This window comes from Cellulosimicrobium sp. JZ28 (assembly GCF_015327065.1).
Lineage (GTDB): Bacteria > Actinomycetota > Actinomycetes > Actinomycetales > Cellulomonadaceae > Cellulosimicrobium > Cellulosimicrobium funkei.
This window is the reverse complement of sequence record NZ_CP017660.1, coordinates 3,945,048-3,964,336: the sequence shown is the minus strand read 5'-3', so window position 1 is coordinate 3,964,336 and position 19,289 is coordinate 3,945,048. Positions and strand designations below refer to the sequence as shown.

Sequence of the window (19,289 nt, the reverse complement as noted above, 5' to 3'; positions counted from 1 at the left end):
CGTCAGTTCCGGGTCGAGTGCTCGACGACGAAGTCCGTCAGCGAGCCGACCGTCTCGAGGTGGTGCTGCTCGAGCGACTCCGGGTCGACCTCCATGTCGAGGGAGTCCTCGAGGGCCATGAGCAGGCCGAGGACGCTCGTGGAGTCGAGGTCGAGGTCGTCGAACAGGCGCGTCGTCGAGGTCACGTCGGGCAGCGGTCGTCCGAGGACGCTCGACAGGGCCTCGACGACGGCCCCGACGACGCGCTCGCGGCCGAGGGCCTCCTGCGGCTCGGTGCTGGTGCTCACGATGGTTCCTCCGGGTGGTGGGTCGGCGCCCGCGGGGCGGGCGGTGGCTGGACGACGGCGGACGGGCGGTGGGTCATGGGACGGCGCCGACGGCGACGGGCTCGACCCGCGCACCGAGGTCGTGGAACACCTGGCGCGCGAGGAGGTCGTCGGGCGTGTCCGCGTGCCGGACGAGGAACGTCTCGTCGCCCAGCGTGAGCACCTCGGCCGGGTACCCGTGGCTGAGGAAGTGCACCGGCGACGCCGTCGCGCCGTACGCGCCGGAACGGTCCACCGCGACGAGGTCGCCCGGCACGAGGTCGGCCGGGAGCGGCACGGCCTTGCCGATCGTGTCGTTGGGGGTGCACAGCGGGCCCGTCACGTTCCACGCGACGTCCTCGGCGGTCGAGGCGGGTCCCACGCGGCGCATCGGGAAGTTGCGCTTGACGAACGACCCGATGCCGACGGCCGCCATGTGGTGGTTCGTGCCGCCGTCGGCCACGGCGAACCGCTCGCCCATGGACTCCTTCACGTACCGCACGCGCGCGACGTACGTGCCGCACAGCGCCACGAGGTAGCGGCCGAGCTCCATGACGAGGTCGGTCCGGGGGTGGCGCTGCACGAACGCCTCGACGACGGGGTTGAGCGCCGCGGTGAGGACCTCGACGTCGAGGTCGCGCTCGCGCTCGAAGTACGCGACGCCCAGGCCGCCGCCGACGTCGACGAGCTCGAGCGGGAACCGCAGGCGCTCCGCGAGCCGTTCGGCGAGCTCGAAGATGCGCGTCGTGTTCTCGACGATCGTGCCCTCGTCAAGGATCCGCGTCCCCATGTACACCTGGACGCCCACGACGCGGGCCGCGGTGAGGCCGTCGCACAGGTCGGGCGCGTCGAGGAGCTGCTGCTCGTCGATGCCGAACTGACGCGGCTTGCCACCCATGGTGAGCCCGGAGCCCTTGACCGAGAACGACGGGTTGACGCGCAGCACGACGCGCGCGGGCCGTCCCACCGCCTGCGCGAGCTCGTCCACGAGCGCGAGCTCGGGGAGCGACTCGACGATGATCGCGCGCACGCCCGTGTTGAGGCACGAGACGAGCTCGTCCCGGCTCTTGCCGGGGCCGAGGAACAGGACGTCCTGCGGCGCGACGCCCGCGGCGAGCGCGGTGCGCAGCTCCGCGAGGGACGACACCTCGGCGTTCGCGCCGAGCGCGTGCAGCAGCCCGCAGACGCTGACGTTGGGGTTCGCCTTGAGCGAGTAGAAGATCCCCAGCGCGGGGTGCAGCCGCTCGCGCAGCGCCCGGTAGTTCGCGGCGAGCACGTCGCCGTCGTACACGTACACGGGGGTCCCGTACCGCTCCGCGACCGCGGCGAGGTCCGCGCTCCCGGGCGTCGCCGGCCGGGTCGGGGTCGTGGTCATCGGGCGTCTCCTTCGGTGGGGCGACCGGTGGGCCGCGAGGCCAGCCGCTCCGTCACGGCGCGGTCGAGGCGGGTCAGGGTGTCCTCGTCGGGCGCGACGAGGAGGCCGTGGAGCCGTCCCGCGAACGTCGCGCCCGACGTCGGCCCGGACGCGCCCGACGGCCCCGCGTTGACCGTGCCGGTCCCCTGGACCACCAGGCCCGCCGCGCCGGGGGCGCCGGGCAGCAGGTCGCCGAGCAGGTCGTGGAGCGCCGCGAACGGGAGCGGCGCGTCGAGCACCAGCGGGTACTGGCGCGCGAGCGCGACCCACCCGTCGGGCTGGAACCGTTCCTGGAGCGGGACGGTGTACGTCGACATGTTGCTGCGCGCGTTGATCTCGAGCACGGGCAGGAGCCGGCCGTCGGTGCGCACGAGCGCGTCGACCCCGACGAGGCCGTGGAAGCCGTCGGCCGCGAGGCGCGCGCCGAGGCGGCCCGACAGCTCGGCCAGCGCGTCGACCTGGTCCGCGGGCAGGCGCGACGGGATGCGGTGGCCCTTGTGGACGCCGCCCTCCGTGATCGCCTCCTTGACGAAGTCGAACGCGACCGAGCCGTCCCGCCCGACGGTGAAGTGGTAGTTCAGGTCCGTCGCCTTGTCGGCCCAGACCTCCACCACGACGGCGAGGCGGTCGTCGCCCGAGCGCGCGGCCCGACGCGCGACCATGCGCACGAGCTGGTCGAGCCGGTGCGGGTCGTCGACGACGAGGATCCCCTTCCCGGAGACGCCGTACGCGTCCTTGACGCCGACGGTCGCGCCGTCCGCGACGAGCCGCGCGGCCTCAGCGCACGCGCGCTCGAAGTCCTCGACGGTGCGGCACGCCCAGCCGCGCGCCTGCTCGACGCCCAGCTCGTCGCACAGACCGCGGCTGTAGACCTTGCTGTTGACGGTCTTGGTCGTCGCCGCGTCGGGGAGCACCGAGCGCAGGCCCGTCGCCGTCGCGAGGTCCTCCTCGGCCGACGACGTCCCGTGCGCGAGGAGCCGCACGCCGTCCGCCGCGAGCTCCCCCAGGCGCGCGAGCAGCGCGGGCGAGTCGAGCGCGTCGAGCGTCACCGTGCGCAGCGGGTCGCTCGACCCGGCGACGTGCACCGTAGGGAGCCCGACGCCGAGCGCGTCCAGGTGCGCGAGGTGGTCGGGGTCCGGCTCGGCCTTGAGCACGACGTGGTCGTGCGGGCCCGCGAGGAGCAGCGCGAGCTCGTCCATGCGGTGGACGAGCGCGGCCGTCGCCGACGCGCCGCCGACGGCGGGCAGGCCGACCTCCCCGACCGCCCATGCGTCCTCGACCTCGACGTTCCCCAGCAGCACGAGCGGCGCGTCGGGCGCGCCCGCGAGCGCGCGCTTCGTCCGCGCGAGGAACGGCTCGCGGCCGGCCGTCGTGGTGGTGTGCGGGGCGGTCCCCGTCACCTGCTCGACCGTCATGCGTGCTCCTTCGTGTCGTGGACCGTGGCGCCTTCGGAGCCCTCGTGGCGCAGGACCATGGCGGAGAACGTGGCGCCCAGCCCGACGGCGACCATGAGGAACGGGTCGCCGGGCCGCAGCCGACCCTCGGCGCGCGCGGCGGCGTAGCCGATGAACGAGTCCGCCCCGAAGCAGTGGCCGGTCACCGGGACGTCGTCGAGCCGGACGCGCGCGAGCGGGAGGTCGAGACGCGTGCACAGCCGCCGCCAGGACACGCGGTTGACGTTGTGCGGCAGGACGAGGGCGAGGTCGTCCAGCGTGAGGCCCGCGCGCCCGACGGCCTCCAGCACGACCTCGGCGAGCACCTCGGTGTACGCGACGCCGAACGGGCCCGCGAGATCCTCGGGGAGCGGCACCTGGTGGTACTCGCCCAGCGTGCGGGTCGCGTAGGCCAGGACGGGGCTGCCCGGCGCGGGCCCGTCGGCGGACGAGCCTGCGGGGCGCGACGCCGCGACGAGGCACGCCGCCGTGCCCTCGCCCATGATCGTCGTGCCCTCGATGAGCCGGGAGCCCGGGCTGAACGCCTTCTCCCCCGTAAGCACGAGCGCGAGCGCGTCGGGGTCGCCGTCCGACGCGAGGAGACGCCCCGCGAGGTCGACCGCGAGCAGCGCCGACGCGCACGCGTGCTGGGTGAGCGTCCACACGACCGCGTGGTCCAGGCCGAGGCGCGTCGCGGCGTCGTGCAGGGGGTTCACCCCGACCGGGGCGACCGTCGCGATGGTCCGCGCCCCCAGCACGTACCGGACGCGGTGCTCGTTGCCCGCGAGCCCGGGCACGGCGCGCGCCGCGGCGACGAGCAGGTCGGTGAGGGTCTGCCCCGGCGCCGTGCACACCTCGCGCAGCCCGAAGAACCGCTCGAACACGCCGAGCTCGAGGTGGTCGAGGCCGAGCTCGTCGGCGAGGTCCCGGATCGGCACGCGCGTCGCGGGCACGTGCGCGCCGACGTCGACGAGGGTCGTCATGCCGCCGTCCCGGGGACGTCGACGACGCTGCGCAGGTGCGCCGCGAGCGCATGGGGCGTCGGGTTGTCGACGACGGCCTCCGGGTCGAGGTCGACGCCGAGGGCGTCCTCCAGGTCGCCGAGCAGCGCCAGCACCTGGACCGAGCCGAGACCGAGCCCAGCGAGGTCGGCCCCCGCGTCCACGTCGGCGGGGGCGACGCCGAGCGCGGTGGCGACGAGGCACAGCACGAGGTCGTCGAAGGCGTCGGGGCGGGGTGCGGTCATGGTCGGCTCCCTGCGAGCTCGGGGTGCGCGCGGTCGCGGGCCGCACGCAGGGAGTGGAGCGCGGCCAGGTCGCCCCGGCCGTGCAGGTCGCGCGCCCGGCCGCGCTGGATCTTGCCGCTCGTGGTCCGCGGCACCTGGCCGGGACGCACGAGGACGACGTCGTGCACCGCGGCACCCGAGACCGTCGCGAGGTGGGCCGCCATCTGCCGGACGACGGCGTCCAGCTCCTCCTCGGCGCTCGCCGCCCCGCCCGCCCGGGCGCCCGGCGTGGGGCGGAACTCCTGGACCGCGCACAGCGTGCCCGGTCGGCCCTCCGCCTCGAACACCGCACCCGGGCGGCCCTCGGCCCCGGGGTGCAGGCGGCGCAGCTCGCGCTCCAGGTCGTACGGGTAGAGGTTGCGGCCCGCGACGATGAGGAGCTCCTTGATGCGGCCCGTGACGACGAGCTGGCCGCCGTGCAGGGCTCCCAGGTCGCCGGTCCGCAGCCACGGGCCCGTGCCGTCCGCGGCGACGGCGCCGAACGTCTCCGCCGTCGCGGTCGCCGCCGCGTCGCCCCAGTACCCGGCCGCGACGCTGCCGCCGCGCAGCCAGACCTCGCCGACCGCGCCGTCCGGCACGGTGCCGCCCTCACCGTCCACGACCCGCAGCTCCACCCCGCTCGGCACGCCGCAGCACACCAGGCGCGCGCCCGGCCCCTCGACCGTCGCGGCGTCGGGGAGGGCGGACAGAGAGGAAGCCTCCTCCGTCACGACCAGGCGGCCGTCGGCGAGCGCCGTCTCGTCGGCCGTGACGACGAGCGGGAGGCGCCTGTCGGGGTACGTGGCCGTCAGCGTCGCCTCCGCGAGGCCGTACCCCGGGCCGTGCGCGGACCCGCGGAAGCCCACGGGCTCGAACCGGCGCGTGAACGCGTCGAGGACGGCCGGGTCGACCGGCTCGGCGCCGCCGAGCGCCCAGCGCAGGCGGGCCAGGTCGAGCTCGGCGAGCTGGTCGTCGCGCACGCGCCGCGCGCACTGGTCGTAGCCGAAGTTCGGCGATGCCGTGACGGTCGCCCCCGTCTCGGTGATGGCGGAGAGCCAGCGGACGGGGCGCTTGAGGAACGACGTCGAGGGCACGACGACCGCCGTCGCCCCGAGGCCGAGCGGCACGAGCAGCATCCCGACGAGGCCGAAGTCGTGGTACCCCGGGAGCCAGCTGCAGAAGACGTCGTCCGGGACGAGGCCGAGCGTCGTGGTGAAGGCGTCGTGGTGGTGCAGCACGTTCGCGTGCGTGACCACGACGCCCTTGGGGCTGCTCGTGGACCCGGAGGTGTACTGGAGGAACGCGACGTCCTGCGGGCCCGGGCGGTCCCGCCGCGCCGGGCCGTCCGTCGCGCCGTCGACCACGGTGACGGCGACGGGACTGCCGTCGGCGCGCCGCAGCGGCACGGCCCACTCCGTCGTCTCGATCGCGGCGGTCGGGTCGACGAGCACGACGGCGGCGTCGCAGTCCGCGAGCATGCCGCGCACGCGCTCGCGCTGGTACGCCTGCCCGCCCGGGAGGGGGGACGGGACGGGCACCAGCCCGGCGGAGAAGCACGCGAGGAGCCCGACGACGAACGACGCGGTGGCCGAGTAGAGCACCAGCGCGCGGTCGCCGGGCTCGTGCCGGGCGGCGAGGCGGGCCGCGAGCGCCGCCGCCTGCGCGTCGAGCTCGGCGTAGGTGAGCGTGCGCCGCTCTCCCACCTCCGGCACGACGACGACCGCCGGGTGGTCCGGGCGCTCGCGCACGTGGTCGCGGACGAGGTCCACGAGAGTCCGGTCGTCCGGCTGCACGCCCACGTCGCCCCCTGCTCGCCGGCGCCGGGACCGTCCCGACGCACGCGGACGCCAGGAAGCACACGCCCCACCCCGGCGGTCCGGGGGAAGCCTCGCAGCGGTTGCTCGCGGTGTAAACAAATTCACGTGGCCGGAAGAGGACAAATGCCTTCTCTCGACCGCAACTCGTCACATCGGTCCGCACCGCGGGACGGCCCGGGACCGTTGCCGGGGTCGACTACAGTCACACGGCGTGACCTCGACGGAGCGGGACCCGGTCCTCGGGGCCCGCCGTTCCGCGCGGGCCCTCGCGCTGCGCCGCGCGCACGACGTGCTCGTCCTCGACGACGGCAGCGAGGCCTGCCCGGAGCCCCTGTGGCTCCGGGTCCACGAGCGCGCCCGCCACGCCGCACGCCTCCGCGTCGTGATGCTCGGTGCGGGTCGCGACGAGGGCACGGACGGCACGCCCGCGCAGGACGGCGGCCCCGGTCGTGCGGCGGGTCGGCCCGGTGACGCGAGCGGCGGCGCCCCCGCGGTCGAGCGACGGGTCGCGACCTCCCTCCCGGTGTCGCTCGTCGCCCTCGACGACACCGTCGTGCTCGTGGCGCGCCCCGGGCGCACGCGCGCCGTGACCGACCGCGACGCCGTCGCCGCGCTGCGCGCCCTCGCCGAGTCCGAGTGGGACCGCGCACGGCCCGACGGCGACGCGCTCGCCCCGAGCGAGGACACGCTGCTGCGGCTGCTCGCCGAGGGCAAGACCGACACCGCCGTCGCCGTCCGGCTCGGCGTCTCGCCCCGCACCGTGCGCCGTCACGCCGCCGGCCTCATGGGACGGCTCGGCGCCACCAGCCGGTTCGAGGCCGGCGTCCGGGCCGCGCAGCGCGGCTGGATCCGGATGACCGACCGCTAGCGCGCCGCGTCCGCCGCGACCTGGGCGTCGCTGCGCAGGATGCAGAACTCGTTGCCCTCCGGGTCGGCGAGGACGACCCAGCCCAGCCCGTCGGGCGTGCGGCGGTCGGCGACCTGGGTCGCGCCGAGCGCGAGCAGGCGCTCGACCTCTTCCTCGCGCGACCTGTCGGTGGGCCGCAGGTCGAGGTGGACGCGGTTCTTCAGCTGCTTGTCGTCGGGCACCTCGACGAACAGGACGTGCCCGCGGCTCTCGGCGGGCGTCGTCGCGTCGGCCGGCGGGACGATCATGCACTCCTCGTGGCCGGGGAGGTTCGGGTCGCCGGGCACGTCGGTGTACCCGAGGACCTGGGCCCAGAAGACGGACTGCGCGTAGGCGTCCCGCGCGTCGAAGGTGGTGTGGGAGATGCGTGAGGTCATGGCGCGACCCTGCCACGCGCTCGCCGCGCGGGCACCGGCTTTTCGGCCCACACTGACCGGCGTGAGCCCACGGACGAGGCACGTCGCATGGACCGGCTGGGACGACGACCCCGACCGCCTCGAGGCGGCGACGGTCACCGTCCGCGGCGACCGCCTGGCCGCGCTCGGCACGTCGCGCGCCACCACCTACGCGACGGCGTGGGCGCTGCGCACCGGGCCGGGCTGGGCCACGGAGCACCTCGACGTGTCGGTGCGGGGCCTCGGGTGGTCGCGGCACCTCGACCTCGTCCGGTTGCCCGACGGCGCGTGGCGGGCCGACGTGCGCGAGGTGGGGACGCCGCCGTCGGGCCTGGCCGCGCCCGGCGTGGAGGACCCGGCCACGCTCGACGGGGCGCTGGACTGCGACATCGCGCTCTGCCCGGTGACGAACACGATGCCGATCCTGCGGCTCGGGCTGCTCGGGGACGACCCGCCGGCGCACGAGACGCACCTCGTGATGGCCTGGGTCGAGGTGCCGTCGCTGCGCGTCCTGCGCAGCGACCAGGTCTACGCGGCGCGCGAGCCGCTCGACCCCGCGACCGGGCAGGGCGTCGTCAGGTACACGAGCGCGACGCGGGACTTCACGGCCGACCTCACCGTCGACGCCGACGGTCTCGTCGTGGACTACCCGGAGCTCGCGCGCCGCCTCTGATCCCGCCGACCACGAGGTTGCTGTCGTTCTCCCGTCGAGAACGACAGGAGGCTCGTGCTCGACCGCGCGCAGGGTCGTGGTCGGTGAGGCGTGCCAGCACGGTCAGTCCTGCGGCGGGCGGCGCAGGCGCTTGACGTCCGTCCGCCGCTTCTTGGCGGCGATCCGCCGCTCGACGGACCCGCGCGTGGGCCGCGTCGCCCGCCGCGACGGCCCGGGCGGCGCGACGGCCGCCGCCAGCAGCGCGGCGAGCCGGGTGCGCGCCGCCTCGCGGTTGCGCCGCTGCTCCCGGTGCTCGGACGCCGCGACCGTGACGACGCCCCCGACGACGCGGCGACCCAGCCGGTCGAGCAGGCGCGCGCGCCGGGCCTCGGTGAGGACCGCCGACCGGGCGACGTCCCACGACAGCTCGACGCGCGAGTCCGTCGTGTTGACGCCCTGCCCGCCGGGGCCGGACGAGCGCGAGAACCGCCACGACAGCTCCGCCTCGGGGACGACCAGGGTGGTCGTCACGCGCAGGCCGGGGCGGACGTCGTCGGGCATCCGTCCATGGTGCCCGACGACGGCCGCCCGCCCTAGCGGATTGACCCCCGCACCGAGCGCACGCGGGCCGAGCACAGTCCGCCGGCCAGCACCCGGCCGACCTCGCTCGCAGGTCCTGTGCTCGACGGCGCGCGGCTCAGCGGTCGAGCTGCGCGTCGATCTCCGCGACGCGGGTCGCGACGAGGTCGCGCACGACGTCGTCCGGCAGCGGGTGGTCCCGGGAGAACCGAACGGTCCCCTTCGCGTGCGAGAACCCGTCGAGCCGCGGCTCGACGGCCGCTACCGCCGCAGGGCTGAACGGATAGACGGCGAGGTGCTTCGCGGACGCCATGGCGCTGAGCAGCGCCTTGCCGCGGTAGAGCAGTGCAGGCATGCCGTAGCTCGTCCCCTCGGTGGCGGCCGGTGCGACGTCCCGCGCGATCTCGACCACGCGCGCGAGCGCCACGCGGTCCGGCTCGTCGGCACCGGCGAGGTAGTCCGAGACGGTCCCCATCCGACCATGGTTGCGCACGCCGAACGAGGCCGCTCGACGGGCGGGACGACCCGTCCGACCTGCAAGATCACAGCGCGCCCTCCTTGACCTCAACCGTGGTCGAGGTCCTAGCGTGGCTGCATACCGACGGAAGGAACCTGAGGAACCATGCCTGTCTACACTCTCCCCGAGCTGTCCTACGACTACGGTGCGCTCGAGCCGCACATCTCCGGGCGGATCATGGAGCTGCACCACTCCAAGCACCACCAGGCCTACGTCACCGGCGCGAACACCGCCCTGGAGAAGCTCGCCGAGGCCCGCGAGTCCGGCGACTTCGCCGCGATCAACCTCCACGAGAAGAACCTCGCGTTCAACCTCGGCGGCCACGTCAACCACTCCGCCTTCTGGACCAACCTCTCCCCCGAGGGCGGCGGCGAGCCCACCGGCGAGATCGGCGCCGCGATCGACGAGCACTTCGGCTCCTTCGACGCCTTCAAGAAGCAGTTCGCCGCCGTCGCCGCCGGCGTCCAGGGCTCCGGCTGGGCCATCCTCGCCTGGGACTCCATCGGCCAGAAGCTCATCACCGTCCAGCTCTACGACCAGCAGGGCAACCTCACCCTCGGCCTGACCCCCATCGTCCTGCTCGACGTCTGGGAGCACGCCTACTACCTCGACTACCAGAACGTGCGCGCCGACTACGTCACCGCCTGGTGGAACCTCGTCAACTGGTCCGACGCCGAGGCCCGCCTCCAGCGCGCCAAGACCCAGACCGCCGGGCTCATCGTCCCCTGACGACCCCGCCGCACGACACCCGGTCGGCGAGCACGACCCCGCTCCCCCACCACAACGAGGTTGGTCCCGCTATCCACCGGATAGCGGGACCAACCTCGTTCTCGGCGGCCGCCCAGGGCCACCCCGGTCAGTCCGCGGTCACGAAGAGGTGGCGCGTGACGTCGTCGGGCAGGTCGAGGACGGTCAGGGCGCCCTCGCCCGAGGCGGTGACGACGCCGTCGCCCACCGTGACCACGAGGGTCCGGTGCGGGAGCACGCCGGCCTCGGCGAACCGCGCGAGCAGCTCGACGTCGACCTGGATCGGCTCGGCGATGCGCTGGAGCACGACGCGCACCTCGGTGCCGGGCACCGCGCCGCGCGCGACGAGGTGCGCGCGCAGGGACACGACGCCCTGGAGGTAACCGACCTCGGGCAGGTCCTCGCCGAGCTCGCGCAGGCCGGGGATGGGGTTGCCGTACGGGTCGTGCGCCGGGTGGTCGAGGAGCCCGACGAGGCGCCGCTCGACGAGGTCGCTCATCACGTGCTCCCACCGGCAGGCCTCGGTGTGGACGTGCTCCCAGTCGAGCTTGATGACGTCGGTGAGCAGGCGCTCGGCGAGGCGGTGCTTGCGCATGACGCGCACCGCCGTCTGCTGGCCGAGTGCCGTGAGCTCGAGCTGGCGGTCGCCCCCGACGACGACGAGGCCGTCGCGCTCCATGCGCGCCACGGTCTGCGAGACCGTCGGCCCCGAGTGCCCGAGGCGCTCGGCGATCCGCGCGCGCAGCGGGGGGATCCCCTCCTCCTGCAGCTCGTAGATCGACTTCAGGTACATCTCGGTGGTGTCGATCAGGTCGGTCACTCGGCCTCCCGCGGCAGGTACGACGCACTCTTCTCTGGAACGGTTCCAGTCTAGCGCTTTCACCGCCGACTCCGACCGGCGGACCGCCGCGCCTAGGGTGTCCCCGTGACCCGCCCCCGCGCCGACCGCGTCCGCCGCGCGGTCGAGGCGGCCGCCGCCCGCGACGGCATCGTGCTCGACGCCGGCCAGCGCGCCCTCCTCGACCTGCTCGCGCGGCTCGGCGACGACGTCGCCCGGGCCCGACGACGTCCCGTCCGCGGGCTGTACGTCTGGGGGCCGGTCGGGCGGGGCAAGTCCTGGCTCGCCACGGCGTTCGTCGACGCCGTCACGCCGGGGCTCCCCGCGGGTGCCGTGCGCCGCACGCACGTCTACGACCTCTTCCGCGAACTCCACGCGGCCATCCACGCGCGCCGGGAGGCCGCCCGCGCGGAGCCGCGCGCCGCCGTCGGGCACGGGGGCCCGACGCGCGGGTGGCGCACCCGGGCGCCGCAGGTCCCGGAACCCCCGGCGCCAGAACCCCCGGGGCCGGAGGTGCGGCCCGAGGACCGCCCGAGCGCGGTCGACGACGCGATCGACGACCTCCTGCGCGGCACGACGCTGCTCCTCCTCGACGAGCTCCACCTGCACGACACGGGCGACGCGACGCTCCTCACGCGGCTCCTGCGCCGCGCGTTCGCGGCGGGCGTCGTCGTGCTCGCGACGTCCAACTACGAGCCCGGCACGCTGCTGCCGAACCCGCTGTGGCACCACGTCGCCGAGCCGGGGATCGCGCTCCTGCGCACGCACCTCGACGTCGTCGAGCTCGCCGGGCCCACGGACTACCGGACGCTCGGCGGGCGCGGTCGCGCCGGGTTCGCCGCGGGCACGTGGCTCCGCCCCGGCACGACGGCGCAGCTCGAGGCCCGCGGCCTGCGCCGCCCGGGCGCGGGCGAGGCGACGGCGGTGCGCACCGGGTCGCGCACGTTCCCCGTGACGGCGGCGCGCGCGGACGAGCTGTGGGTGACGTTCGACGACCTCGCGGGCCGGCCGACGTCGACGCTGGAGTACCTCGACTGGTCCGTGAGCTTCCGCCGGTGGGTCGTCACCGACGTCCCCCTGCTCACCGCCGTCGACCGCGAGGCCCAGCAGCGGTTCGTCGCGGTCGTCGACGTGCTGGTCGACGCGGACGTCGAACTCGTTGTCACGTCGCCCCATGCGCTCGGCACCTTCCGCACCGCGCTCCCCGACCGCCCGGACGCGTTCCGCACCGCGAGCCGGCTCCAGCTCCTCACCGAGGATGCGGGCGGCGTCCCGGCGGACGACGTCCCGCACGCCTGACCGGCGCGTCCCAGGGCTCGCGTGCGGGGGTGTCGTGGGCGGCGGTTACGATCGGCCGCAACCGACTCGACTGGAGGCACCTGGTGGCACGCTCCGACGGCACCGACGACGGCGGCGCGCGCGGTCAGCGCGGGCCCCGCGCGGCGGACGCGCTCACGTGCTCGTTCTGCGGCAAGTCGCAGCGGCAGGTGAAGCGGCTCATCGCGGGCCCCGCGGGCGTCTTCATCTGCGACGAGTGCGTCGCGCTCTGCCTCGAGATGGTCGAGGAGGACCGCGAGACGGAGTCGGCCGAGCAGGACATCGTCACCGGCAGCGGCCCGCTCCCCACGCCGCACGAGATCTTCGCGCACCTCAGCCGCTACGTCGTCGGGCAGGACGGCGCCAAGCGGGCGCTGGCCGTCGCGGTGCACAACCACTACAAGCGCGTGCGTGCCGCCGCTGCCGCCGAGGAGGCGGGCGAGGCCCTCGCGACCGACGACCCGGACTACGTGGAGCTGGCGAAGTCGAACATCTTGTTGATCGGTCCGACGGGGACGGGCAAGACGTATCTGGCGCAGACGTTGGCGCGGATGTTGAACGTGCCTTTTGCGATCGCGGACGCGACGGCGCTCACCGAGGCGGGGTATGTCGGTGAGGACGTGGAGAACATTCTGTTGAAGCTGGTGCAGGCGGCGGACTTCGATGTGAAGAAGGCTGAGACGGGCATCATCTACATCGATGAGATCGACAAGGTGGCGCGCAAGGCGGAGAACCCCTCGATCACGCGGGACGTGTCGGGTGAGGGTGTGCAGCAGGCGTTGTTGAAGATCATCGAGGGCACGTCGGCGTCGGTGCCGCCGCAGGGTGGTCGTAAGCATCCGCACCAGGAGTTCATCCAGGTGGACACCTCGAACGTGCTGTTCATCGTGGCGGGGGCTTTTGCGGGGTTGGACGACATCGTGGCGGCGCGGGCGCGCAAGCGGGGTGTGGGGTTTGGTGCGCCGATCGAGACGGGTGCGGGGGAGGACCTGTTCGCGCAGGTGCGCCCCGAGGATCTGCACCGGTTCGGGTTGATCCCGGAGTTCATCGGGCGGTTGCCGGTGATCGCGTCGGTGGCGGCGTTGGATCGTGAGGCGTTGGTGCGGATCTTGACCCAGCCGCGGAATGCGTTGGTGAAGCAGTATCAGCGGATGTTCGCGATCGACGGGGTGGAGCTGGAGTTCACCGAGGGTGCGGTCGAGGCGGTCGCGGAGCAGGCGTTGTTGCGCGGGACGGGGGCGCGGGGGTTGCGCGCGATCATGGAGGAGGTGTTGCAGCAGGTGATGTTCGACGTGCCGTCGCGTGATGACGTGGAGCGGGTCGTGATCACGCGCGAGGTCGTGCTGGACAACGTCAATCCCACGATCGTGCCGCGCACCACGACCGCGCGCGCACGCACCCCGCGCGAGAAGTCCGCCTGACCCCGACGACGACGCGGCCTCCGGGCCCGCCCGGGTAATGCCCGGGTCCGCCGAGGTAAGCCCGGGTCAGCTCAGGGAGTGCCCCGGTCCGCTCAGGGAGAGCCCGGGTTCATCCCGGCGGAGCCGCAGCCCCACGCGCGCGCCACGGTCGCGCGGGGCGACGTCACGCCGTGCGCAGCCAGTCGCGCGCCGCGGCGACGAGGAGCGCGACGCCCAGGTCGAGCGTCGGCTCGGGGACGGGCGCGAAGTACGGGGAGTGGTTCGGGGCGACGCCGTCGGGCAGGTTGCCCATGCCCGTCGCGGTGGACAGGTCGAACGCGGCGAAGAGGGCGGGGTCGAATCCGCCGAGGTTCCAGTAGACGAGCGGCACGCCGGCGGCGGTGGCGAGGTCGCCGACGTCCTCGGAGCCGGGCAGCGGCGGCAGCGACACGACGGCGGCCCGCCCGCCCGCGGCCTCGATGCGGTCGTGCTGCTCGTCGAGCGTGCGGGCGAGGACGGCCCGGGTGCGCTCGGCGGCGGCGGGGTCGTTGACCATGAGGTCGAACGTCGAGACCTCCTCGTACTCCGGGGCCTGGGGTGCCCCGGACGCCGCGGCCTCGGCGTCGACGATGCGGTGGATCGCGTCGAGCACGCGACGGCGCACCTGGGGCGTGAAGGACCGGACGTTGACGAGCAGCTCCGCCGACCCCGGGATGATGTTGGCCTGCGTCCCGGCGCGCAGGGCCCCGACGGTCACGACCGCGGACTCCCGCGCCCCGACCTCCCGCGACACCACGCCCTGCAGCCGCATGACCGTCGCGGCCGCCATGACGACGGGGTCGACCGTCGACTCGGGGCTCGAGCCGTGACCGCCCTTGCCGTGCAGGGTGACGCGGAACGAGTCGGTCGCGGCCATCGCCGGCCCGGCCGTGAGGTTGACGACGCCCACGGGCAGGGGCATGACGTGCTGCCCCAGGACGACGTCGGGACGCCCGCCGGTCCGGTCGAACAGGCCGTCCGCGACCATCGCCCGCGCTCCCCCGCCGACCTCCTCGGCGGGCTGGAAGACGACGACGAGCGTGCCCGACCACGTGTCGCGGTGCGCGGCGAGCTCGGCCGCGGCGCCGAGCAGGCACGTCACGTGCACGTCGTGGCCGCACGCGTGCATGGTGCCGGACTCGTGGCCGTCGGGCGTGGTCGCGGTGTCCGTGGAGGCGTAGGGCAGGCCGGTGAGCTCGGTGACGGGGAGCCCGTCCATGTCGGCACGCAGCAGGACGCGCGGTCCGTCGCCGTTCGCGAGGACGCCCGCGACGCCGGTCCCGCCGATCCCCTCGTGCACGTCGTACCCCCAGCCGCGCAGCCGCTCGGCGACGATCCCGGCGGTCCGGTGCTCGGCGAACGCGAGCTCGGGGTGGCGATGGAGGTCGGTGTAGACGTCGGTGAGCTCGGCGGTGGTCAGCGGGGTCGCGGTCATGCACGCATGATCCCGCGCCCGGCGACGGGCGGCGACCGCGCGCGTCAGCCCACGAAGAGGCAGAACGGGTGACCCGACGGGTCGGCATAGACGCGCAGCGGCTCGTCCGGGTCGTCGGACCGGTCGAGCAGCAGCCGCGCCCCGAGCGCGAGGGCGCGGTCGTGCTGCCGGTCGAGCTCCGCGACGTCGGGCACGGTGCAGTCGAGGTGCAGCTGCTGGGGCACGCCGTCGTCGGGCCACGTCGAGGGCGGGAGCGTCCCGACCTGCTGGAACGCGAGCTGGACCCCACCCGGTGCGGCGCGCAGCACGAGCCAGTCCGCGCCGTCGGGGTCGGGCTCACCCGCGGCGGGCGGCTCGTCGCCCGCGCGGTACTCGAGCCCGAACAGGCCGCGGTAGAACTCCGCGAGCGCGCGGGCGTCGGTCGTGTCGAGCACGACCTGGGCGATCCGGGGGAACGTGTCGGCCACGGTTACCACCTCCGCACGCCACCGTCGCGCCGCGCCCGCGCGCTCGCAAGCAGGTGCGGTCACGGCACGCGAGGATGGGACCGGACGACGGCACACCACCCACCGGGAGACGACGTGACGGACCAGGACTGGCGCCTCGCGCGGCACGTCGCGGAGGCGGCCGACGCGTGGCTGCGCGACCCGCTCGACGCGGGGGTGTACCGGCGCCTCGTCGACGCGACGCTCGCCTGGCGGGCCGGCGGAGGCCGCGTGGTGCAGGGGCTCCCGGCGCCGGGTGCCGTGCCCGGCGCCTCGCCAGGGGACGGGCCGACGGCGCCACCTCGCCCGACCGTGGGCACCCCGGACGACGACGAGCGCTACCTGCGGCCCGACCGCGCCCCACGGGCCGTGGGCAGCACGCTCGCCGACGTGGCGAGCCTGCTCCGGGCGCGCGCCGGCGCGGCGGACGCGGGGGACACGGCGGACGTGGCGGACACGGCGGACGACGAGCGCCCCTGACAGCCGTCGGCCGCCGTCCGCCCTCGCCGCGGCACGCGGCGACGCCGACGCGTCAGCCGGTGGCGCAGGTCGGCGTCGGCGGCTCGCCCGCGAGCCGCGCCTCGGTCCAGCGCACGAGGTCGGGGGCGAGCGGCGAGTCCGCCTGGACGAGGCCGACGTGGTCCCGCCCCTCGTACGTGCGGTAGTCGACCGGCTGCCCGGCCGCGCACCGCTCCCCCACGTACGCGTCCTGCGTGCTCGGGAGGACCAGCGGGTCCGACGCCCCCTGCGCGACGAGCAGCGGCGCCTCGACCGCCCCCGTCGGCACGTTCTCGGCGAGCCGCTCCCCCAGGGCGCCGTCCGTGGGGTCTGTCGTCCACAGCGGCTGGTCCATGGACAGCGCCTCGGCGACGGAGACGAGCGCGCCCGGCCCGGACAGGCAGCGGGAAGCCATCTCGTGCACGACGAGGCGCGCCCCCGGGCGCACGGCCTCGATCGCGTCCGCGTCGGGGTAGGCCGCGTCGTACGCCGCCACGACGTACGACGCGAACACGCTCCCCCGGGCACGTTCTCCAGGTGGGACACCATGGCCGTGAGGTCGCTCGCGGGAGCGAGCGCGGCGACGCCCGCGAGCGGCACGTCGGGGGCGTACGCGGGCGCGACGGCGCCCGTCCACAGGGCGGCGTGCCCGCCCTGCGAGTGACCCCAGACGACGGTCTGCTCGCCGAGCGTCGCGTCGTCGAGGGCGCGGGCCGCGCGCACCGCGTCGAGCACGGAGCGGGCCTCGCCCTGGCCGACGAGGTACGGGTGCGGTCCCGCCGTGCCGAGCCCCGCGTAGTCGGTGGCGACGAGGGCCCAGCCGCGCGCGAGCACGTCGTCGAGCAGGAAGAACGCGCCGGACTCGAACGGCTCGTCGAGCACCGAGGGCGCGCACCCGCGCGCATAGCCGGTGGTGCCGTGCGCCCACGCGACGACGGGCGGCGGCGCTCCCCCGTCCGTCCCGACGCCGTCGGGCACGACGACGAGGCCGCTCGCGACGGTGGGCTCCCCTCGTCGAGCGTCGTCGTGTAGAGGATGCGCCAGGCCGTCGCCCCGTCCGGGATCTGTCGCGTGAACGGCTCGGCCCGCAGCAGGCTGCCGGGCTCGCCCGGGGGCGCGTCGGGCGCGTCGTAGAACGCGTCGGCGTGCGGCGCGGCGCGCTGCACGGCGACGCTCACGCCCGTCAGCCCCGCGGCCGCGACGAACGCGAGCACGGCCCCGACGAGCGCGGCCGGCCCGCGGCGCCCCGACCGGGACCGGCGCGACGACGCCGCGACGGGTTCGGGCGGACGGCGCGCGGCGCGCGCACGGCGCACCCCGGCGACGAGCAGCCGCACGCCGAGCAGCACGAGGCGCACCCCCAGCACCACGGCGACGACGAGCACGGTCACGTCCGGCCAGACGAGCGCGAGCCCGCCGAGCAGCACGGACGCCGCGCCCACCGCCACGCGGGCCCAGCGGTCCGTGCCCGACGACCGGACGCCGTCGACCACGTCGAGGACCCCGGCGACGACCAGGCCGACGCCCACGAGCAGCGCGACGACCCCGATCGTCGGCGCGGGCCACACGAGCACGGCGACCGCGAGCGCGAGGAACAGCAGCCCGCGCACGACGCGCAGGGCACGGGGGCCGCGCGCGTCCGGGGTCGTGCCGCCGTCGCCGACGAGCTCGACGACGCCGAGAGCCACGAACGCCGCGACGACCGCGACGACGAGGACCGCGAGCGAGGCGAACGGCCGCAGCACGACGGCGGCGCCGAGCGCGGTGGCGGCGGCGCCGAGCACGACGGCGGCCCAGGGCGGCAGGCGGTCCCCGAGGTCGCGCAGCGCGCGGCGCGCCCGGGCGGTGGTTCGGCTCACGTCGCGACCGTAGCCACGCGTCCCGCAGGGCGCGCGCGGAGCGCGTGGCGGAGGCCGGGAGGGGTCGGCGGTCAGACCGCCTCGGGCGCCACCTGGCGCGCGAGCTCCTCGACGATGCGCACGTCGGCATCGAGCCAGGGCACGTCGAGCCAGCTCCCGGCGTCGAGCCAGGTCAGCTCGTCGTGCTCGACGAGCGGCTGGGGCTCTCCCGCGGTGACCCGCGCGAACCACAGGCGCATCACGTGGCGGTCGGTGATGATCCAGGTCCCGTGGTCGGGGCCCACGATCTCGTCACCGAGCTCCACGGCCACGCCGAGCTCCTCGCGGAGCTCGCGGTGCAGCGCCTCCGTCGGGGTCTCGCCGGGGTCGACCTTGCCCCCGGGGAACTCCCAGCGGCCCGCGAGGTGCGACGGACGGGACCGGCGCGCGCTGAGCAGGAGCCGCGGGGCGACGAGATCGTCGACGATCGCCGCGGCCACCACCAGTCTGCGCAGAGTCATACGCGGAGTGTCGCACGGCGTCGTGACGTGCGGGTGACGCGACCGTGACCGCGGCCTGCGAGGGCCGCGGAGCCGTTCGTCAGCGCAGGCCGGCCGCCCGGGCCCAGGCCACGGCCTCGGCACGGGTCGAGACGCCGAGCTTGCGGTAGAGGCTGCGGACCTGCGACTTGACCGTGTTGCGCGTGACGAAGAGCTTGGTGGCGATCTGCTCGAGCGTGACGTCCTCAGACAGGTTCGACAGGACGACCCGCTCCCGGCGGGTCAGCGGAGCGATCGGGGTGGCGATCCGCTCCGACGGGGCCGCCATGGGGCGGACCAGCTCGATGGTGCTCATGTTCTCCTCCAGATGCTCTCCGGTCACGTCATCCCCACGTGGCGAGTTCCGGTTGGTGCTACTTGAAGGGATGGGACGGGAGTCGTTTCATGACGCGACTTCTCGCGACGAGTTTCAGGACGTTCGTCCAGACCCGGACGAACCAGCCGCCGGAGCGGCGTCGGTGCAGGTCAGACGAGGTGCTGGTACGAGAGCAGCAGCAGCGCGACGGCCGTGTAGTCCTCGACGGAACCCGTCGAACGGGTCACGACGCTCACGCTCATCTGCTCGACCGTCGGGAGCATTCCCTGGGCGAGGTCCTCCTGCAGCGTGCGCTCGACGGTGTCGCTCAGCGCTGCCATGGCAGCGTCGATGCTCGCCTGCGGGCCCGACGTGAGATAGGTCGGCGTCGGGACGCGGGGCCCGTGGCTCGCGCGGGTCGGGCTGTCGGGCGACGTCACGGTGTCGATCATGGGAGTACCCCCTGCCAGTCCGGGGGACCGTCCCCTCGGCACCCACCACCCTGGTGCGCGGTCCTCGGGGGAATCCCACGTCCGCCGCAGGAGAACCTCAAG

The 19,289-nt window shown here is 75.1% G+C and carries 22 protein-coding genes and 2 pseudogenes; 6 read left to right on the top strand and 18 right to left on the bottom strand.

Going from position 1 to position 19,289, the window contains the following annotated elements:
* Positions 1-2: 2 nt before the first annotated feature.
* From BJP59_RS17790 to BJP59_RS17765, 6 genes are all read right to left on the bottom strand, one after another.
* Positions 3-287 carry an acyl carrier protein gene (locus tag BJP59_RS17790; protein WP_194521618.1) on the bottom strand — a complete coding sequence of 95 codons (285 nt, stop codon included), beginning with the start codon at positions 285-287 and terminating at the stop codon, positions 3-5.
* 73 nt (positions 288-360) lie between these two features.
* A complete protein-coding gene (locus BJP59_RS17785) occupies positions 361-1,680 on the bottom strand; it encodes a type III PLP-dependent enzyme (protein WP_194521617.1) in 1,320 nt (439 codons plus the stop codon).
* On the bottom strand, positions 1,677-3,134 hold the full coding sequence (locus BJP59_RS17780; RefSeq protein ID WP_194521616.1) for an ATP-grasp domain-containing protein: 1,458 nt from the start codon (positions 3,132-3,134) through the stop codon (positions 1,677-1,679). The genes BJP59_RS17785 and BJP59_RS17780 overlap by 4 nt, the downstream gene beginning before the upstream one ends.
* On the bottom strand, positions 3,131-4,135 hold the full coding sequence (locus BJP59_RS17775; RefSeq protein ID WP_194521615.1) for a 3-oxoacyl-[acyl-carrier-protein] synthase III C-terminal domain-containing protein: 1,005 nt from the start codon (positions 4,133-4,135) through the stop codon (positions 3,131-3,133). Before BJP59_RS17775 ends, BJP59_RS17780 begins: the two co-directional genes overlap by 4 nt.
* Positions 4,132-4,398, bottom strand: a complete 267-nt coding sequence (locus BJP59_RS17770; protein WP_194521614.1) for an acyl carrier protein — start codon at positions 4,396-4,398, stop codon at positions 4,132-4,134. The genes BJP59_RS17775 and BJP59_RS17770 overlap by 4 nt, the downstream gene beginning before the upstream one ends.
* Positions 4,395-6,215 carry a fatty acyl-AMP ligase gene (locus BJP59_RS17765; RefSeq protein ID WP_194521613.1) on the bottom strand — a complete coding sequence of 607 codons (1,821 nt, stop codon included), beginning with the start codon at positions 6,213-6,215 and terminating at the stop codon, positions 4,395-4,397. Before BJP59_RS17765 ends, BJP59_RS17770 begins: the two co-directional genes overlap by 4 nt.
* Before the next feature lie 229 nt (positions 6,216-6,444).
* Between BJP59_RS17765 and BJP59_RS17760 the strand changes: the two genes are divergently transcribed.
* The gene (locus tag BJP59_RS17760) at positions 6,445-7,101 is read left to right on the top strand and encodes a helix-turn-helix transcriptional regulator (protein WP_228485162.1); all 657 of its coding nucleotides are present in this window, start codon (positions 6,445-6,447) and stop codon (positions 7,099-7,101) included.
* Here BJP59_RS17760 and BJP59_RS17755 read toward each other — a convergent pair.
* The gene (locus BJP59_RS17755; protein WP_194521612.1) at positions 7,098-7,517 is read right to left on the bottom strand and encodes a VOC family protein; all 420 of its coding nucleotides are present in this window, start codon (positions 7,515-7,517) and stop codon (positions 7,098-7,100) included. The two genes, BJP59_RS17760 and BJP59_RS17755, sit on opposite strands and share 4 nt — an antisense overlap.
* Positions 7,518-7,578: 61 nt before the next feature.
* On the opposite strand from BJP59_RS17755, the gene BJP59_RS17750 reads away from it, so the two are divergent.
* Positions 7,579-8,208, top strand: coding sequence for a putative glycolipid-binding domain-containing protein (locus tag BJP59_RS17750; protein WP_228485161.1), 630 nt, complete (start codon positions 7,579-7,581; stop codon positions 8,206-8,208).
* A gap of 102 nt (positions 8,209-8,310) precedes the next feature.
* Here BJP59_RS17750 and arfB read toward each other — a convergent pair whose 3' ends face one another.
* Both arfB and BJP59_RS17740 read right to left on the bottom strand, forming a co-directional pair.
* Entirely contained in the window at positions 8,311-8,748 is a 438-nt protein-coding gene (gene arfB, locus BJP59_RS17745) for an alternative ribosome rescue aminoacyl-tRNA hydrolase ArfB (RefSeq protein ID WP_194521611.1), read from the bottom strand.
* A gap of 136 nt (positions 8,749-8,884) precedes the next feature.
* The gene (locus BJP59_RS17740; RefSeq protein ID WP_194521610.1) at positions 8,885-9,241 is read right to left on the bottom strand and encodes an iron chaperone; all 357 of its coding nucleotides are present in this window, start codon (positions 9,239-9,241) and stop codon (positions 8,885-8,887) included.
* Between the two features lie 147 nt (positions 9,242-9,388).
* On the opposite strand from BJP59_RS17740, the gene BJP59_RS17735 reads away from it, so the two are divergent.
* Entirely contained in the window at positions 9,389-10,012 is a 624-nt protein-coding gene (locus BJP59_RS17735) for a superoxide dismutase (RefSeq protein ID WP_074804415.1), read from the top strand.
* 127 nt (positions 10,013-10,139) lie between these two features.
* Here BJP59_RS17735 and BJP59_RS17730 read toward each other — a convergent pair whose 3' ends face one another.
* Entirely contained in the window at positions 10,140-10,850 is a 711-nt protein-coding gene (locus BJP59_RS17730) for a metal-dependent transcriptional regulator (RefSeq protein WP_043659817.1), read from the bottom strand.
* Between the two features lie 105 nt (positions 10,851-10,955).
* On the opposite strand from BJP59_RS17730, the gene zapE reads away from it, so the two are divergent.
* The gene (gene zapE / locus BJP59_RS17725) at positions 10,956-12,167 is read left to right on the top strand and encodes an AFG1/ZapE family ATPase (RefSeq protein ID WP_194521609.1); all 1,212 of its coding nucleotides are present in this window, start codon (positions 10,956-10,958) and stop codon (positions 12,165-12,167) included.
* Positions 12,168-12,250: 83 nt separating this feature from the next.
* A complete protein-coding gene (clpX, locus tag BJP59_RS17720; RefSeq protein ID WP_085386935.1) occupies positions 12,251-13,606 on the top strand; it encodes an ATP-dependent Clp protease ATP-binding subunit ClpX in 1,356 nt (451 codons plus the stop codon).
* Between the two features lie 163 nt (positions 13,607-13,769).
* Here clpX and BJP59_RS17715 read toward each other — a convergent pair whose 3' ends face one another.
* Both BJP59_RS17715 and BJP59_RS17710 read right to left on the bottom strand, forming a co-directional pair.
* Positions 13,770-15,059: an amidohydrolase gene (locus BJP59_RS17715; RefSeq protein WP_137281397.1), complete on the bottom strand. Its 1,290-nt coding sequence runs from the start codon at positions 15,057-15,059 to the stop codon at positions 13,770-13,772.
* Between the two features lie 44 nt (positions 15,060-15,103).
* Complete coding sequence (locus BJP59_RS17710; protein WP_076404560.1) at positions 15,104-15,526, bottom strand: VOC family protein; 423 nt, start codon at positions 15,524-15,526, stop codon at positions 15,104-15,106.
* A gap of 114 nt (positions 15,527-15,640) precedes the next feature.
* Between BJP59_RS17710 and BJP59_RS17705 the strand changes: the two genes are divergently transcribed.
* Positions 15,641-16,024 carry a hypothetical protein gene (locus BJP59_RS17705; RefSeq protein ID WP_194521608.1) on the top strand — a complete coding sequence of 128 codons (384 nt, stop codon included), beginning with the start codon at positions 15,641-15,643 and terminating at the stop codon, positions 16,022-16,024.
* 52 nt (positions 16,025-16,076) lie between these two features.
* On the opposite strand, the gene BJP59_RS20025 is transcribed toward BJP59_RS17705, so the two are convergent.
* From BJP59_RS20025 to BJP59_RS17685, 6 genes and pseudogenes are all read right to left on the bottom strand, one after another.
* Positions 16,077-16,556 (bottom strand): alpha/beta hydrolase family protein, encoded by a 480-nt coding sequence (locus BJP59_RS20025; RefSeq protein WP_228485160.1) that lies wholly within the window; start codon positions 16,554-16,556, stop codon positions 16,077-16,079.
* A gap of 77 nt (positions 16,557-16,633) precedes the next feature.
* Positions 16,634-16,876: pseudogene (locus BJP59_RS20020) on the bottom strand (lipase family protein); the annotation flags it as partial.
* A 524-nt stretch (positions 16,877-17,400) separates the two neighbouring features.
* Positions 17,401-17,610 (bottom strand): annotated as a pseudogene (locus BJP59_RS20015) (DUF308 domain-containing protein); the annotation flags it as partial.
* 362 nt (positions 17,611-17,972) lie between these two features.
* The gene (locus tag BJP59_RS17695; RefSeq protein WP_044144702.1) at positions 17,973-18,401 is read right to left on the bottom strand and encodes a (deoxy)nucleoside triphosphate pyrophosphohydrolase; all 429 of its coding nucleotides are present in this window, start codon (positions 18,399-18,401) and stop codon (positions 17,973-17,975) included.
* Between the two features lie 79 nt (positions 18,402-18,480).
* Positions 18,481-18,708, bottom strand: a complete 228-nt coding sequence (locus BJP59_RS17690) for a helix-turn-helix domain-containing protein (protein ID WP_044144703.1) — start codon at positions 18,706-18,708, stop codon at positions 18,481-18,483.
* 197 nt (positions 18,709-18,905) lie between these two features.
* Positions 18,906-19,187, bottom strand: coding sequence for a hypothetical protein (locus BJP59_RS17685; RefSeq protein WP_021483475.1), 282 nt, complete (start codon positions 19,185-19,187; stop codon positions 18,906-18,908).
* Between the last annotated feature and the right edge of the window lie 102 nt (positions 19,188-19,289).

Bases quoted from the DNA above. Each gene is read 5' to 3' on its own strand.
- arfB (WP_194521611.1), bottom strand. From the start codon at position 8,748: ATGCCCGACGACGTCCGCCCCGGCCTGCGCGTGACGACCACCCTGGTC.
- BJP59_RS17785 (WP_194521617.1), bottom strand. From the start codon at position 1,680: ATGACCACGACCCCGACCCGGCCGGCGACGCCCGGGAGCGCGGACCTC.
- BJP59_RS17755 (WP_194521612.1), bottom strand. From the start codon at position 7,517: ATGACCTCACGCATCTCCCACACCACCTTCGACGCGCGGGACGCCTAC.
- BJP59_RS17740 (WP_194521610.1), bottom strand. From the start codon at position 9,241: ATGGGGACCGTCTCGGACTACCTCGCCGGTGCCGACGAGCCGGACCGC.
- BJP59_RS17695 (WP_044144702.1), bottom strand. From the start codon at position 18,401: ATGACTCTGCGCAGACTGGTGGTGGCCGCGGCGATCGTCGACGATCTC.
- BJP59_RS17775 (WP_194521615.1), bottom strand. From the start codon at position 4,135: ATGACGACCCTCGTCGACGTCGGCGCGCACGTGCCCGCGACGCGCGTG.
- BJP59_RS17685 (WP_021483475.1), bottom strand. From the start codon at position 19,187: ATGATCGACACCGTGACGTCGCCCGACAGCCCGACCCGCGCGAGCCAC.
- BJP59_RS17735 (WP_074804415.1), top strand. From the start codon at position 9,389: ATGCCTGTCTACACTCTCCCCGAGCTGTCCTACGACTACGGTGCGCTC.
- BJP59_RS17715 (WP_137281397.1), bottom strand. From the start codon at position 15,059: ATGACCGCGACCCCGCTGACCACCGCCGAGCTCACCGACGTCTACACC.
- BJP59_RS17770 (WP_194521614.1), bottom strand. From the start codon at position 4,398: ATGACCGCACCCCGCCCCGACGCCTTCGACGACCTCGTGCTGTGCCTC.
- BJP59_RS17690 (WP_044144703.1), bottom strand. From the start codon at position 18,708: ATGGCGGCCCCGTCGGAGCGGATCGCCACCCCGATCGCTCCGCTGACC.
- BJP59_RS17780 (WP_194521616.1), bottom strand. From the start codon at position 3,134: ATGACGGTCGAGCAGGTGACGGGGACCGCCCCGCACACCACCACGACG.